Origin of the sequence: Phytohabitans houttuyneae (assembly GCF_011764425.1) — a bacterium.
Taxonomy (GTDB): Bacteria; Actinomycetota; Actinomycetes; order Mycobacteriales; family Micromonosporaceae; genus Phytohabitans; species Phytohabitans houttuyneae.
Genome location: NZ_BLPF01000001.1, coordinates 5,034,931 through 5,049,617 on the forward strand (window position 1 = coordinate 5,034,931; position 14,687 = coordinate 5,049,617).

Annotated in this window: 9 protein-coding genes and 1 pseudogene; 7 read left to right on the forward strand and 3 right to left on the reverse strand. The window is 71.7% G+C overall.

Annotated elements, in window-relative coordinates; translation table 11 throughout:
• Nucleotides 1-12 precede the first annotated feature (12 nt).
• Nucleotides 13-2,126 (reverse strand): annotated as a pseudogene (locus Phou_RS23320) (S9 family peptidase).
• A 141-nt stretch (nucleotides 2,127-2,267) separates the two neighbouring features.
• Here Phou_RS23320 and mshB point away from each other — a divergent pair.
• The 3 genes from mshB to Phou_RS23335 all read left to right on the forward strand — a co-directional run bounded on the left by mshB (nucleotide 2,268) and on the right by Phou_RS23335 (nucleotide 4,201).
• Nucleotides 2,268-3,113: an N-acetyl-1-D-myo-inositol-2-amino-2-deoxy-alpha-D-glucopyranoside deacetylase gene (gene mshB / locus Phou_RS23325; RefSeq protein WP_173058869.1), complete on the forward strand. Its 846-nt coding sequence runs from the start codon at nucleotides 2,268-2,270 to the stop codon at nucleotides 3,111-3,113.
• Nucleotides 3,114-3,138: 25 nt separating this feature from the next.
• Nucleotides 3,139-3,669, forward strand: coding sequence for a hypothetical protein (locus Phou_RS23330; RefSeq protein ID WP_173057944.1), 531 nt, complete (start codon nucleotides 3,139-3,141; stop codon nucleotides 3,667-3,669).
• 67 nt (nucleotides 3,670-3,736) lie between these two features.
• Complete coding sequence (locus tag Phou_RS23335; RefSeq protein ID WP_173057945.1) at nucleotides 3,737-4,201, forward strand: hypothetical protein; 465 nt, start codon at nucleotides 3,737-3,739, stop codon at nucleotides 4,199-4,201.
• A gap of 185 nt (nucleotides 4,202-4,386) precedes the next feature.
• Here the strand turns inward: Phou_RS23335 and Phou_RS23340 are convergent, their stop codons facing one another.
• Complete coding sequence (locus Phou_RS23340; protein ID WP_173057946.1) at nucleotides 4,387-5,346, reverse strand: GNAT family N-acetyltransferase; 960 nt, start codon at nucleotides 5,344-5,346, stop codon at nucleotides 4,387-4,389.
• Nucleotides 5,347-5,447: 101 nt separating this feature from the next.
• On the opposite strand from Phou_RS23340, the gene fdxA reads away from it, so the two are divergent.
• The 4 genes from fdxA (at nucleotide 5,448) to Phou_RS23360 (ending at nucleotide 12,606) form a co-directional block, all read left to right on the forward strand.
• Entirely contained in the window at nucleotides 5,448-5,774 is a 327-nt protein-coding gene (gene fdxA / locus Phou_RS23345) for a ferredoxin (protein ID WP_173057947.1), read from the forward strand.
• A gap of 17 nt (nucleotides 5,775-5,791) precedes the next feature.
• Nucleotides 5,792-6,889: a succinyldiaminopimelate transaminase gene (gene dapC, locus Phou_RS23350; RefSeq protein WP_173058872.1), complete on the forward strand. Its 1,098-nt coding sequence runs from the start codon at nucleotides 5,792-5,794 to the stop codon at nucleotides 6,887-6,889.
• A 218-nt stretch (nucleotides 6,890-7,107) separates the two neighbouring features.
• Entirely contained in the window at nucleotides 7,108-10,158 is a 3,051-nt protein-coding gene (locus Phou_RS23355) for a putative bifunctional diguanylate cyclase/phosphodiesterase (protein WP_173057948.1), read from the forward strand.
• 210 nt (nucleotides 10,159-10,368) lie between these two features.
• Nucleotides 10,369-12,606, forward strand: a complete 2,238-nt coding sequence (locus Phou_RS23360) for a S8 family serine peptidase (RefSeq protein ID WP_246273700.1) — start codon at nucleotides 10,369-10,371, stop codon at nucleotides 12,604-12,606.
• 1,137 nt (nucleotides 12,607-13,743) lie between these two features.
• On the opposite strand, the gene dapD is transcribed toward Phou_RS23360, so the two are convergent.
• Nucleotides 13,744-14,673: a 2,3,4,5-tetrahydropyridine-2,6-dicarboxylate N-succinyltransferase gene (dapD, locus tag Phou_RS23365; protein WP_173057949.1), complete on the reverse strand. Its 930-nt coding sequence runs from the start codon at nucleotides 14,671-14,673 to the stop codon at nucleotides 13,744-13,746.
• Nucleotides 14,674-14,687 lie beyond the last annotated feature (14 nt).

Sequence of the window (14,687 nt, forward strand, 5' to 3'; positions counted from 1 at the left end):
GGCGCGCGCGGCCTAGAGGTTGCGGCGGATGAAGTCGAGCTCCACGCGCAGCAGCTGCTCGCCGATCCCGCCCGAGGTCATGTGCGTCGCGCCGGTCAGCGGGATCACCGAGTGCGGGCGGCCCGAGGCGAGCAGGGCGGCCGACAGGCGCAGCGTGTGCGCGGCGACCACGTTGTCGTCGGCCATGCCGTGGATCAGCAGCAGCGGGCGCGCGTCGCCGGCCGGCTCGGCGGCGATCTCGATGAGCGAGTGGTGCGCGTACACGTCCGGGTTTTCGCTCGGCAGGCCCAGGTAGCGCTCGGTGTACGCGGTGTCGTACAGGTGCCAGTCGGTCACCGGGGCGCCGGCGATGCCGCACTTGAAGATCTCCGGGCGGCGCAGCACCGCGAGCCCGGCCAGCCAGCCGCCGAACGACCAGCCACGGATCGCCACCCGGTCCAGGTCGAGGTCGGGGTGCTTGCCGGCGAGCGCGGCGAGCGCGTCCACCTGGTCGGTCAGCACGACGTCGGCGACGCGGCGGTGGATGACCTTCTCGAACGACGGGGCCACGCCCGGCGTACCCCGGTTGTCCACAGTCACCACCGCGTAGCCGGCGTCCGCCCACCACTGCCGCTCCAGCCAGCGGGCGCGCGTGGCCAGCACCTCCTGGTGGCCCGGACCGCCGTAGATGTCGAGCAGCACCGGCAGGCGGCGGCCGGTCACGTGGTTGCGCGGGTACAGCACGGCCGCGGGCAGCCGGCGGTCGGCGACCCGCTCCAGCATGGGGCGCGGCGAGTACGGCGGCTTGGCCGCGTACGACGTGATCGCGCCGATCTGCTTGCCGGCGCGCCAGATGCTCCAGTGCGTGCCGGCGCGGTCGAGCGAGGCGGAGCCGACCGCGAGCACGTCGCCGCCGACCGCGCCCACGTGCCAGCCGGGCGCGGTGGTGAGCGGGCGGATCTCGGCGCCGCCGGCCCCTATCGCCGTGCGCACCCGGAAGAGGTGCTGCTCGCTCGGCTCGCCCTCGCTGGCCTCCACGAGCAGGTCGGGCGAGCCCGCGCCGGCACCGGCGGACATGCGGCCGACCACGCGGCGCACGTACAGCGAGGGCGGGGTGAGCAGCGTGCCGTCGGCGAAGAGGCAGCGTGCGTCGTACCCGTCGTGTGCCAGCTCGCCACCGACCAGCACGCGGCCGTCGGGCAGGTGGCTGGGCGTGCCGAGGACCGGTTCGACCCACCGCGGGTCGGCCAGCTCGGCGTGCACCTGGGTCTCGCCGGTGCGCGGGTCGACCGAGAGCACGAGCCCGTGCTGCTGGAGGCGGCGGAGCACGGTGATCAGCGGGCCGCCCTCGGCCCAGTGGACCGAGACAAGGTACGGGTAGGTCTCACGGTCCCAGTGCACGTCCACCCAGCCGCCGTCGAGGTCGAGCAGGTGGAGGGTGACCTCGGCGTTGGCCGCGCCCGCGTACGGGTACGCCACGCTCCTCGGTGCCGCCTCGGGGCGGGCCGGGTCGTGCAGGTGCCACCGCGGGACGCGGGACTCGTCCACCCGCGCGGCCAGGATCGATCGGCCGTCCGGTGACCACCAGTAGCCGCGGTAGCGGTCCAGCTCCTCGGCCGCGATGAACTCGGCGAGCCCCAGGTGACGTCGCCCTGCTCGCCGGCCATCAGCGCGTCGGTGCCGTCGGGGTGGATGACGTGCAGGCTGCCGCCCGTCACGTACGCGATGCGGCGGCCGGTCGGGTCGGGCCGCGGGTCGACGACCGGGCCGGCCGTGGCGACCTCCGTGACGTCGCCGCTGACCAGGTCGGCGCGGAAGAGCTTTCCGCCGAGCGGGAAGGCGGCGACCTTCGCGGCCGGGTCCGTCGCGTACGACCCGATGCCGCTCGCGGAGAGCCGCAGCCGCTCGCGCAGCGCCCGCTCCTCGGCGGGCAGGTCGCCGCGGTCGTCGGTGAGCAGCCCAGCGGGCTCGGCGATCAGGCGCTCGCTGGCGGCCTCCACGTCGAGCACCCAGAGCGCGTCCGCACCGTCCTCTGGACCGGGTGAGCGCAGGAAGACCACGCGCGAGCCGTCGCTCGCGACGGTCACCGCCCGCGGCGCTCCACGGGTGAACCTCCGGGTACGGGCTGCCAGCTCCGGGTACTCCACCCAGGGATCGTAAATCCGCGTGATCTGTCCGCCCGACCACGTCCGGCGTGTCCGCACGTAAACGCCGTTTTGGCCGCTTGACGTGGCACCGGAGGGTGGAATCGCGTGCGCGCGTACAGTGAGCGCGTGGCACGACGACTCATGCTGGTCCACGCGCACCCCGACGACGAGACGGTGAGCACCGGCGCGACGATGGCGCACTACGCCGCCGAGGGTGTGCAGATCACGCTGGTGACGTGCACGCTCGGCGAGGAGGGCGAGATCCACGTGCCCGAGCTGGCGTTGCTGGCCGCGGCCGAGGCGGATCAGCTCGGTGGCTACCGGCTGGCCGAGCTGGACGCGGCGTGCGCCGCCCTCGGGGTGACCGACCACCGCTTCCTCGGCGGCGCGGGGCGCTACCGCGACTCCGGGATGATGGGACTCGAGACCAACAAGCACCCCCGCTGCTTCTGGCAGGCGGACCTCGACGAGGCGGCCGCGCAGCTGCTGGAGATCATGCGGGAGGTGCGGCCGCAGGTCCTGATCACGTACGACGAAAACGGCTTCTACGGCCACCCCGACCACATCCAGGCGCACCGGGTGGCGATGCGGGCGGCGGAGCTGGCCAAGGCCGAGGGCTTCGGGCCCGCCAAGATCTACTGGACCACGGTGCCGAGGAGCGTGCTCGAGGCGGGCATCAGCGCGTTCGCGCAGTCCACGGACAACCCTTTCGCCGGTATCGACAAGGTGGAGGACTTTCCGTTCGGCACGTCCGACGAGGAGGTCGCGGCCCGCATCGACGCCACCGACCAGCACGAGGCGAAGATCGCAGCGATGCGCGCGCACGCCACCCAGATCCCGGACACCTCCTGGCTGTACTCGATCGCCGGCAACTTCGGCAGCGAGTTCATGGGCGTGGAGTACTACACGCTGGCCGCCGGCGAGCGCGGGCCCGGCGACGGCCCGCACGGCTGGGAGAGCGACCTCTTCGCCGGCCTGCCGTCATGACCCGCCGCTCCGCCCCGAGGCCCCGGTGACGGTGTCCACACCAAGCCCGCCTGTCGAGGGAGGCGAGCAGAGCGCGACGCCACCCGTCGAGCCGCGGCCGCCGTCCCGCTTCGACGAGGCGTTCCAGACCGGCCTCCGCGTCGCCGGCGGCGTCATCGCCGTGGTGGCCGCACTCGTCACCGCCGTCGCCGAGCTGATGATCGCGCCGCTGCGCATCGGCGGCCACCTGATCGGCGTGGCCGTGGTCGCGACGGTGGTGGCCAACCTGGCGCTCGGCTGGTTCGCGTACACGACGGTGGGCCGCAAGTGGGCCGTCGCGCTCCCGGCCGGCGCGTGGCTGGCGCTGATGGTGACGGCCTCCGGCCGTACCACCGAGGGCGACCTGCTCCTGGTGGGACCGCAGGGCGGCGCGGTGGTCGACGGCAACAGCTGGGTCGGCGTGGTCATGATCCTCGCGGGTTCGGTCGCCTACGCGGTGGTCGGCTTCCGCCTGATGCTCGCGCAGCCCGCGCACCCACGAAACAGACAGCTTCCTCCCAGCCAACCGAGGGTGTGACAACGGCCACTGCGGCACTACTCTCTTCTGGCGAGGAATGTTCACCTGTCGTTGGGGAGGGTGTGCGATGAAAGACCGTTGGCTGCCGGTCGGCGTGCTTGCGGGTGTGCTGTTCGCGGTCAACGTGGCGGCACGCCTGGTGGCCCGCCTCGGCTTCAACGATGACGGCGAGGCGCAGGACCGCGTCTCGCTCGGGATGTTCGTGGCGATCGGCCTGATCCTGGCGGTAACGGCCTTCCTGTGGGGCCGCCGCCACCCCGCCGGCCGCTGGATCGCCGACATCGGCGCGGCCGTCATCATCGCGGTGCTGCTCACGGTCTTCGTGGGCCCGTTCGTGAGCGGCGACTCGCCGTTCGAGTCCGGCGCCGGCGACTTCTTCGCGCAGATCTGGCTCTACGCCGCCTTCGCGATCGGTGGCTCGCTGGTCGGCTTCCTGATCCTTGTCGCGCTCGGGCTCGACTACCGCTCGCAGGGCCTCAAGCGCTACGCCGAGGCCAAGATGGCCAAGCCCCGCCGGGTCGTGCGCCGCTAGCCCCCTCCGGGCTGCGCACCGCCTCCGCGCCGTCACCTAGCCAAGCCTTTCCAAGATTTGGGCTACCGCGATGTCCACGGTGGTCCGGACCAACCGCGGACGTCGCGGTAGCTCAAAGTCTTGGAATGATCGTCTAGGCCCCTGCGCAAACGATGCGGGCGCGCCCGGACGGACGGCGGGCGGGGCTAGGCGGGGGTCGGGCCCTCGCGGGTCAGGTAGCTGTGGTGTGTGGTGAAGCCGAGCTTGGAGTACAGCGCCACCGCCGCCGCGTTTCGCTCCTCGACCTGCAGGAACGCGCGGCTCGTGCCGGACTCGGCGGCCCACCTCGCGAGCGCGCCGATCACCTCCTGGGCCAAGCCGCCGCGGCGGGCCTCGGGGACCACCTCGATCAGCGCGAGGCCGAGCCAGTGGCCGGCGCCGGTGACCGTGCCGCGGCCGGTGCCCAGGAGGGTGCCGTCCTCGCCGTACACGTGCGCGAAGCGGACCTGGCGCACAGCGGTGAGGATGTGGCGCGCGGCCTCGGGGAGACCGCCCTTGCGGCCGGAGGCGATCGCGAGCCACGCCTCCGACGGCGTCCGGGTCAGCTCGACCCGGGCGCGGGACGGCGCGGCGTCGAGGATCGAGCGCAGCGGCGCGGTCTGCACCAGCGTCAGCGGGCGGGCGGTCCAGCCGCGCGCGTCGAGCGCCGCGCCGACGGGTGCGGCGAGCGGGAGGGGCGTGTTGATGAGGGGTTGGGCGCCGCGCGTCAGGTACCACCGCTCGACCGCGTCGATCGCTGCCTCCAGCGGGCGGTCGGGGTCGCCGATCGGAAGCGCGGAGTTGCCCCGGCCGGTCCAGCCGTCGGCGGCGCGCAGCAGCCACCCGCCGAGGTGGTCCTGCACGGGCGCCGGCCACGCTTCGTTGGCCGCGAGCTCCAGGGCGACGACGTCCGCGGCGTTCGGCCGCCGCGTCGGAGGCACCCGCTTCGCCCGGTGGATCTCATCAAGTGGTACGCGGAGCGGGCCCTTCGACGTCGCGATCGTGAGATCGGTCTCGGTAATTTCCACAAGTTCACCGAGCGCGTCCGAGTAAAGCGGACGTTCGTTACGAACCCCGACAATCCGCCGCACCACAACGCGGTGTCCCACATCCTGCCGCCGGAGCACCAATCACCCCCTCCAGGGCGAGATACTAGGCCTCTAAGGCGAGATACTAGGCTGCTACTGCCGCGGTCTAAGAGCGGCGTGGCTTGCGGAGAGGATGACCCGTGACCTACATCATCGCCGAGCCGTGCGTTGATTTGCTCGACAAGGCGTGCATCGAGGAGTGCCCGGTCGACTGCATCTACGAGGGCAACAGGATGCTTTACATCCACCCCGATGAGTGCGTCGACTGCGGTGCCTGCGAGCCGGTCTGCCCGGTGGAGGCCATCTTCTACGAAGATGATGTGCCCGAGCAGTGGAAGGACTACACGGCGGCAAACTACGAGTTCTTCGAGGACCTCGGCTCTCCCGGCGGCGCCTCGAAGATCGGCAAGGTGGAGAAGGACGCCACCTTCGTGGCCGCGCAGCCTCCGCGCGAGGTTGAGCACTGAGCGTCGCGGACGGGCGCCTGTCCGAGCGGCTGCCTGACTTCCCGTGGGATCTGCTGGCGCCCGCCAAGCGGACGGCCGGCGCGCACCCGGACGGCCTGGTGGACCTGTCGATGGGCACGCCGGTCGACCCGGTGCCGCCGGTCGTGCGGGAGGCGCTGGCCGCCGCTTCGGACTCGCCCGGCTACCCGTTGACGGCGGGTACATCGGCGCTGCGCACCGCGATCACCGAGTGGGTGGTCCGCACCTGCGTCGCCAGCCCGGGGCAGCCGGCCGACGGGCTCGGCGTCCTGCCCACGATCGGCTCCAAGGAGCTTGTCGCCTGGCTGCCGACGCTGCTCGGCATCGGCCCGGGGGACACGGTGGTCATCCCGACGGTGTGCTACCCGACGTACGAGGTGGGGGTGCGGCTGGCCGGCGCGACGCCGGTCCGGACCGACTCCCTCACCTCGCTCGGCCCGGCCCGGCCCAAGCTGGTCTGGGTCAACTCCCCGTCGAACCCGACCGGCCAGGTGCTGCCCGCCGGCCACCTGCGCAAGGTCGTCGACTGGGCACGCGAGCGGGGCGCTGTCGTGGCCAGCGACGAGTGCTATCTCACGCTCGGCTGGGAGGAGCAGCCGGTCTCCGTGCTCTCACCCGAGGTCAACGGTGGCCGGCTCGACGGCGTGCTCGCCGTGCACTCGCTCTCCAAGCGGTCCAACCTCGCCGGGTACCGGGCCGGCTTCGTAGCCGGTGACCCCGCGATCGTGTCCGAGCTGCTGGCCGTCCGCAAGCACGGCGGCATGATCGTGCCGGCTCCGGTCCAGGCGGCGATGGTCGCCGCGCTCGGTGACGACGAGCACGCGGCGGCGCAGCGCGCCACCTACTCCGCGCGCCGCGACGTGCTGCGCGCGTCGCTGGTCAAGGCGGGGTTCGAGATCGAGCAGTCCGGCGCCGGGCTCTACCTGTGGGCGACCCGGGGCGAAGACTCCTGGTCCACCGTGGACTGGTTTGCCGAGCGGGGCATCCTCGTCGCGCCTGGCGCCTTCTACGGGCCGGCCGGTGAGCGGCATGTGCGGGTCGCGCTTACGGCCACCGACGAGCGGGTCGCGGCGGCCGCCGAGCGCCTGGAAATCTGAGTCACTCTCGCGTCTTTCGCGTGTAACGGTCACGCCCCCTCTTTCGGGGAGAATGTGCCCGTGATCGACGGAAAAGCATAGTCCGCGGACTATGGCGAAGCGCTGCATCGACTGGTAGAACGTTCAACGGACCAGTCGGGGGGCGGTCCATCGCGCCGGAGGCCGCGAAGGGGAGGCTCGTGTCGGCTCGACGGATCATGACCTGCTATGGGCTGTGGATGGCAGTCCTGGGGGCTGGTGCGTTCGCGCTTCCTTCCCTTCACCTGTACTTCTGGGCCGCGATCGGCGTCAGCAGTGTAGGAGCGATCGCGTTCGGCGTGGTCCGGCACAAGCCGCGCCGCCGGGCGCCGTGGTGTTTTCTCGCCGCCGGCATGGCGGTTTTCGCCGCCGGCGACCTTGTTTTCAATATCGCTGATCCCGCTGGTCAGGCGCCGCTTCTGGCGGACATTCTCTATCTCAGCGTCTTTCCATTGATCGTTGCCGGCTATTACGGCTTCACGCGGGCGAGCCTGACGATTCGCGACCGATCGAGGATGCTCGACCTGATCGTGTTCGCCACGATCGGCGGGATGGCGCTGTGGGTGTTCGGGTTGGGCCCGGAGCTGCGTTCGCCGGCGGTGACCCCGTTCGAAAAGTCGGCCCTCGCGGCGTACGCGCTGGGCAACCTCCTCGTCTTCGCGATCACCGTGCGGCTGTTCGCCACGTACCAGCGCACCGTCTCGGTCGTGCTGCTCGCCGTCGGCTCGGCCGGTGTGCTCGCCGCCGACGTGCTGTACGGATTGACCAGTTTGGACGGTCGGTACATCAACGGCGGTGCGATCGACACCGGTTGGTGGCTGTTCTACGCGGCCTGGGGCGCGGCCGCGCTGCACCCGTCGATGGCCGGGTTGACAGCGCCGGTCGACGCGCGGCGCGGCGAGGTCAAGTCGCTGTGGCTGGGCCTGCTGGGCGCCGCCGCGCTGGTGCCGCCGACCGCCTTGCTGGTGCAGTCGGTCAGCGGCGAGACCCGCGACGCCCCGCTGATCGCGGTCACGTCCGGTGTGGTCTTCATCGCCGTGCTGATCCGGCTGACCGACTCGATCTTCGCGCACCGGCACACCGTTGGCCGCGAGCGGGGGATGCGCGAATCAATGGCCGCGCTCGTCTCCGCCACCGACGCGGCCGAGGTCAACCGGGCGGTACGCGCCGCGGTGGCCCGGCTCATCCCGCCGGACACTGGATACCGGCTGGTCTTCGCCGTGCACCACGCCGACGGCGTGCCGGCCACCGCGGTCAGCATCTGGGGTCCCACGATCGTGCCGCCGGTGCTGCCGCAGGGGGCGCGGGGCGCCGCGGCGGCCCGGCGCACCCGCGTGCTGAGGGTGCGCATGCTGCATCCGGCCCTGGCCGAGCAGTTAGGCGGCTTCGAGAGCGCGGTGATGTGCCCGCTCGTGCTCGACTCGCCGGCCGGTGGCGCGCCCCGCGTGGGCGCGCTCATCGTCTCCGCCGAGGCGGCGATCCTGGACAGCTTGCGCGACGCGCTGGAGGTGCTGGCCGGACAGGCGGCGCTGGCGCTGGAGCGGATCGCGCTGGGCGACGAGGTCAACCGGCGGCAGAGCGAGGCGTACTTCCGCACGCTCGTGCAGAGCACCGCCGACGTGATCCTGATCGTGGGCGACGACGACTCGATCCGCTACGCGAGCCCGTCCACCGGGGCCGTGCTCGGCGTCGAGCCCGGCGATACCACGATGCTGTGGGACGCGATCCATCCGGACGACCGGGCGGCGGTCGAGCAGACGCTGGAGCTGGCCCGGTCCGGCCAGGTGTCGGCCAGCGACTGGACACAGTGGAGCTTGCAGCACCCCGGCGGCAGCCGCGTGCAGGTCGAGGTGAGCTGCCGTGACCTGCGCCGCGACCGCACGGTGCGCGGGCTCGTGATCACGATGCGGGACGTGACGACGCGCGACCGGCTGGAGCGCGAGCTCAGCCACCGGGCGCTGCACGACGCGCTGACCGGGCTGCCCAACCGGGTGCTCTTCCACGATCGGGTGCGCGAGGCGGTGGCCGGCGGCGCCGGTGTCGCCGTGCTCCTGGTCGACCTCGACGACTTCACGATGGTCAACGACACCGCCGGGCACGCCACGGGCGACGGGTTGTTGACCGCGGTGGGCCAGCGGATCGCGGCGACGTTGGGCGACCACCAAACCGTGGCGCGGGTCGGCGGCGACGAGTTCGCGGCTGTGATCGACGGCGTCGCCGACCCCGCCACGGCCGAGCAGATAGCCGCCGACGTGCTTGCCGCGCTGGCCGAGCCGTTCCGGCTGGGCGAGGCGACGGTCAGCGGCTCGGCGAGCATCGGGCTGGCCACCACCGCCGACGCGTCCGAGGTCGACGAGCTGCTGCGCCAGGCCGACCTCGCGCTCCGGCTGGCCAAGGGCGCGGGCAAGGGCCGGTGGCGGCGCTACCAGGCGGCCCTGCACAGCGCGGTGCTGCAGCGGATCGAGATGCGGGCGGCGCTGGAGCAGGCCGTCGCCGATCTCAACTTCACGGTGGCGTACCAGCCGATCGTCGGCGTCGAAAACGGCGAGACGGTCGGCTTCGAGGCGCTCGTGCGGTGGCGGCACCCGACGCTGGGCCTGGTCTCGCCGGACGAGTTCATCGACGTGGCCGAGGAGACCGGGCTGATCGAGCCGATCGGCGACTGGGTGCTCCAGCAGGCCATCGCGGCGGCGACCACCTGGCCCGGCACGCCGTACGTGAGCGTCAACGTCTCGGCCCGCCAGTTTCGGGTGCCGTGCTACGTCGACAAGGTCCGCAAGGCGCTGGCCGACGCCGACCTGGCGCCGGAGCGCCTGATGCTGGAGATCACCGAGCGCCTGCTGCTCCGCGACGACGAGCAGGTGTGGCTCGACCTGACCGGGCTGCGCGAGATGGGCGTGCGCATCGCGATCGACGACTTCGGCACCGGCTTCTCGTCGCTGAGCTACCTGCAGCAGGTGCCGATCGACGTGCTGAAGATCGACAAGACCTTCACCGCCACCGTCTCGTCCTCCGCCCGGCAACAGGCCATTGTGGACGGCATCGTGCGGCTCGCGCAGACGCTCAACCTCGAGGTCGTCGCCGAGGGCATCGAGACCGAGGCCGACCGCGACCTGCTCCGCGTCATCCGCTGCCCGTACGGCCAGGGCTACCTCTACTCCCAGCCGCTCGCCCCCGACGAGGTGGCCGGCTGGCTCCGCTTCGAGCACGACACCGAGGACGCCGAGGTCGCCGCGATCTCCCCGAAGTAGCCGCGACCGGCCCGGGCTCCCCGGGTGGTGCGGAGCAAATCTTCTAGGGAAAAGCCCAGTGTTTTCCGTCGAACCGCAGCCTCATCCTGGGGTCCATCGGGTCCGAGATTTGCGCTCTCCTAGGGCTGTGCAATACATACTCGGTATGTAATTATGGCCCCATTGAAACGGGGCCAGGCGTCTATATAGACGCCTCTGAAGGAGGTTGCGTTGCGACTCCGAAGGAAGTTCTTAGGCACCGCACTCGCGACAGCGCTCGTCCTCAGTGGAGCGCAGTCCGGGTGGGCGGCACCCTCGGGTGCCGCGGAGGCGGCCGGAGCGGCCGCAAGATCTGCCAAGGGCGTCACGGTGACGCTGCTGACCGGTGACCGCATCACGCTCGCCTCGGCCGTCGCCGACGGCGTCGCGGTCCAGCCGGGCAAGGGCCGTGACGCGGTGCGGTTCACCGTCCACCGTGACCGCGACTCGCTGTTCGTGATACCGAGCGACGCCGCGCCGCTCATCCGCGCCGGCAGGCTGGACCGGCGCCTGTTCGACGTGCGCGGGCTGGTCCGCGCGGGCTACCACGACGCCGTGCGCGACTCGATTCCGCTCGTCGTGCGCTACGGCGCGGTCAGCGCGCGCTCGGCCGCCGGCACGCTATCCGCCGCCGGTGCCCAGGTCACCCGCGAGCTGTCCGTCGTGGACGGTGCCGCGGTGGCGGCCAAAAAGGACAGTGCGGCCAAGCTCTGGGCGACGCTGACCGCGGGCCGCGGCTTCGACAAGATCTGGCTGGACGGCAAGCGTGAGGTCTCGCTAGACCAGAGCGTGCCGCAGATCGGCGCGCCGGCCGCGTGGGAGGCCGGCTACACCGGTGAAGGCGTGACCGTGGCGGTGCTCGACACCGGTGTGGACGCCACACACCCCGACCTGGCCGGCAAGGTGGTCGAGTCGCGCAACTTCAGCGAGGCGGCCGACGAGCGCGACACCGTCGGGCACGGCACGCACGTCGCGTCCACGATCGCGGGCAGCGGCGCGGCCTCCGGCGGCAAGTACAAGGGTGTGGCGCCGGACGCGACACTGCTGTCCGGCAAGGTCTGCGAGACCAACTTCTGCACCGAGTCGGCGATACTCGCCGGCTTGGAGTGGGCGTCCGCCGAAAAGAACGCCAAGATTGTCAACTTCAGCATCGGCGGTTTCGACGGCCCGGAGATCGACCCGATCGAGGAAGCCGTCAACACGCTGACCGCGGCGCACGGCACGCTCTTCGTCGTCGCGGCGGGCAACAGCGGCTCCTCCGACGGCTCGGTCGAGTCGCCGGGTAGCGCGGAGGCCGCGCTCACGGTCGGCGCGGTCGACAAGTCCGACGAGCTCGCAGACTTCTCCAGCCGCGGGCCGCGGATCGGCGACGACGGGCTGAAGCCCGACATCACCGCACCGGGTGTCGACATCGTGGCCGCCCGGGCCGCCGGCACCGCGATGGGCGAGACGGTCGGCGAGCACTACACGACGGCGTCGGGCACGTCGATGGCCACGCCACACGTGGTGGGCGCCGCGGCGCTCTTGGCGCAGCAGCACCCGGACTGGAAGGCGGGCAGCCTCAAGTCCACGCTGATGGCCTCGGCAAAGCCCAACCCGTCGCTCACCGCGTACGAGCAGGGTGCCGGCCGCGTCGACGTGGCCCGCGCGATCACCCAGTCGGTGACCACCGACCCGGTGAGCCTCTCTTATGGACGGCCACTGTGGCCGCACAACGACGACGCGCCGGTCACGAAGACCGTCACGTACCACAACAGCGGCACCGCCGACCTGACGCTCAACCTGGCCGTCGCCGCGACCGGTCCGGACGGCGAGCCGGCACCGGCCGGGCTCTTCACGCCGAGCGCCACCACCCTGACCGTGCCCGCCGGCGGGCAGGCGCAGGTGAGCGTCACCTCCGACACCCGCGTCGCGGGACCGGACGGGCTCTACTCGGGCACCTTGTCGCGACCGGGGCACCACCGCCGTGCGCACGCCGCTGGGCGTGAACAAGGAGGTCGAGAGCTACGACGTGACCGTCACGCTGATCGACCACGACGGCAACCCGACCGGCCTCGGCGGGGCGAGCCTGCTGGGGCTGGACGAGCCGGTGTGGATCGACCTGTTCGACGAGGACGGCACGTCGACGGTGCGCGTGCCCAAGGCCCGGTACAACCTCTCCGCGGTGATCTTCACCGATCGCGGCGAGGACGTCGAGGCGGCGGCGTCGCTCCAGGTGCGGCCCGTGTTCGAGGTGACCTCGGACATCTCGGTGACGTTCGACGCGCGCGACGGCAAGCCGGTCAAGACCACGGTGCCCGAGCGCATGGCGGTGCCGGTCCTCATCGACCTCTCCTTCAACCAGGAGATCGAAGAGGGTGGCTACGGCGTGTCGCTGTGGGCGAGCTCGTTCAAGGAGCTGACCACGCTGCACGTCGGGGCGCGGGGTGAGGGCTTCACGTCGAGCATCGGCAGCCAGTGGGCCAAGGAGGGCGCCGAGGGCGACATCGCCAACACGCCGTACTTCTACGCGATCGCCGAAGGCTTCGTCGGGCGCCTGCCCAGCGGGTACGAGAAGGACGTGCGCAAGGCGGACCTGGCGACGCTGCGGTCGGAGTTCGGCACGGCGCCCGAGGACCTGTACGGCGAGCGCATGCTCTTCCCGGCCATGGAGCCCAACATCGGCGGCTCGGCGGCGATCGTCCCGACCGACCTGCCTGGCCGCCGCACCGAGTACGTGTACGCCCGCGGCGTCCGGTGGTCTCCGGAGCTCGACATCAGCAAGCCGAGCGAAGACCCGGAGGAGTTCCCGGAGATCTACGAAGTGCTGTTCCAGGGGCCGACGAAGTACCGGGCCGGCCACGTGTACAAGGACACGTGGCACGAAGGGCCGTTCGGCCCCGGGCTGCCGACGCAGATGTGGCCGGAGCAGTGGGTCAGCCGGACCGGCGACTTCCTCATCGTCGACCTGCCGCTCTACGGCGACGGGGCCGGCCACGCCGGCTACTCCCGCACCGACACGTCCCGCACCGCGCTCTACCGCGGCGGCGAGCTCGTCGGTGAGACCGAGTACTCCGGCTTCGGCTTCTTCGAGCTGCCGCCGGAGCGGGCCGACTACCGCCTGGAGGTCGCGGACACCCGCAGCGTCGGCGACCTGACCACCGAGGTCCGTGGCGTGTGGACGTTCCCTTCAGCGCACGTGCCCGGCGATGACGTGTTCGCCCGGCTGCCGGTGTCGACGGTACGGTTCACGCCGCGCCTCGACGCCGACAACGCGGCTCCGGCGGGCCGGTCGTTCCAGATCCCGGTCAGCGTGCAGCGGCAGCTCGGCGCGCCGGCCGGCAAGGTCAAGTCGCTGACCGTCGACGTGTCGTACGACGACGGCAAGACCTGGCTCAAGGCACCGCTGCGCCGCGACGGCAACGGATGGGTGGCTTCGGTGAAGCACCCGGACGCGGCCGGTTACGTCTCGCTGCGCGCCAGCGCGACCGACTCGGGTGGCAACACCGTGACGCAGACGGTCGTGCACGCGTACCGACTGAAGTGAGATGACCGCTTCCCCGGGTCGAGAGGCCCGGGGAAGCCGGCTCAGTCGTTCGCGTGGAGCGCGGCGTTGAGCTCGATGCCGGTGCCCTTGCGGGGTCGGGCCTCCAGGGCACCGGTCACCGAGTTGCGCAGGAAGAGCAGACCCGGCTGGCCCGAGAGCGTGGCCGCCTTGACGATCTCGCCGGTGGGCAGGGTCACCTTCGAGCCGGCGGTCACGTAGCAGCCGGCCTCCACGACGCTGTCGTCGCCGAGCGAGATGCCGATGCCCGCGTTGGCCCCGATCAGGCAGCGCTCCCCGATGCGGATGCGCTCCTTGCCGCCGCCGGAGAGGGTGCCCATGATGGACGCCCCGCCCCCGACGTCGGAGCCGTCACCGACGACGACGCCGGCGCTGATCCGGCCTTCCACCATCGAGGCGCCGAGCGTGCCGGCGTTGAAGTTGACGAAGCCCTCGTGCATGACAGTGGTGCCCGAGGCAAGGTGGGCACCGAGGCGCACCCGGTCGGCGTCGGCGATCCGCACGCCGGAGGGCACGACGTAATCGATCATGCGGGGAAACTTGTCGATCCCGTAGATCGTGAGGTGGCGGCCGGCCGAGCGCTCGATCAGGCGGAGCTCGTCGACCCAGTCCGGCGGGCAGGGCCCGGCCGAGGTCCAGGCCACGTTCGGCAGGACGGCGAAGATGCCGTCCAGGTTGATGTCGTTCGGCTGGACCTGGCGGTGGGAGAGCAGGTGCAGTCGCAGGTACGCATCCGCCGTGTCCTTCGGCGGGTCCTCCAGCGAGCCGATCTCCGTGCGGACCGTCACGGTGCGCAGCAGGGAAAGCGACCGCTCGCCGACGACCGTGACGGGTGTCTCGTCGGCCGGCGCTACGCCCAGGCCGAGCTTGCCCGCAGGGAACCAGGCGTCAAGCACCTGGTCATCGGTCGTAACGGTGGCAAGTCCGAGGCCCCAGGCCGGCAAACTCTGCATGACGAAAAGGTACC

Excerpts from the sequence above, each read along its gene's own strand:
- dapD (WP_173057949.1), bottom strand. The coding sequence starts at position 14,673 with ATGCAGAGTTTGCCGGCCTGGGGCCTCGGACTTGCCACCGTTACGACC.
- Phou_RS23335 (WP_173057945.1), top strand. The coding sequence starts at position 3,737 with ATGAAAGACCGTTGGCTGCCGGTCGGCGTGCTTGCGGGTGTGCTGTTC.
- mshB (WP_173058869.1), top strand. The coding sequence starts at position 2,268 with ATGCTGGTCCACGCGCACCCCGACGACGAGACGGTGAGCACCGGCGCG.
- Phou_RS23355 (WP_173057948.1), top strand. The coding sequence starts at position 7,108 with ATGGCAGTCCTGGGGGCTGGTGCGTTCGCGCTTCCTTCCCTTCACCTG.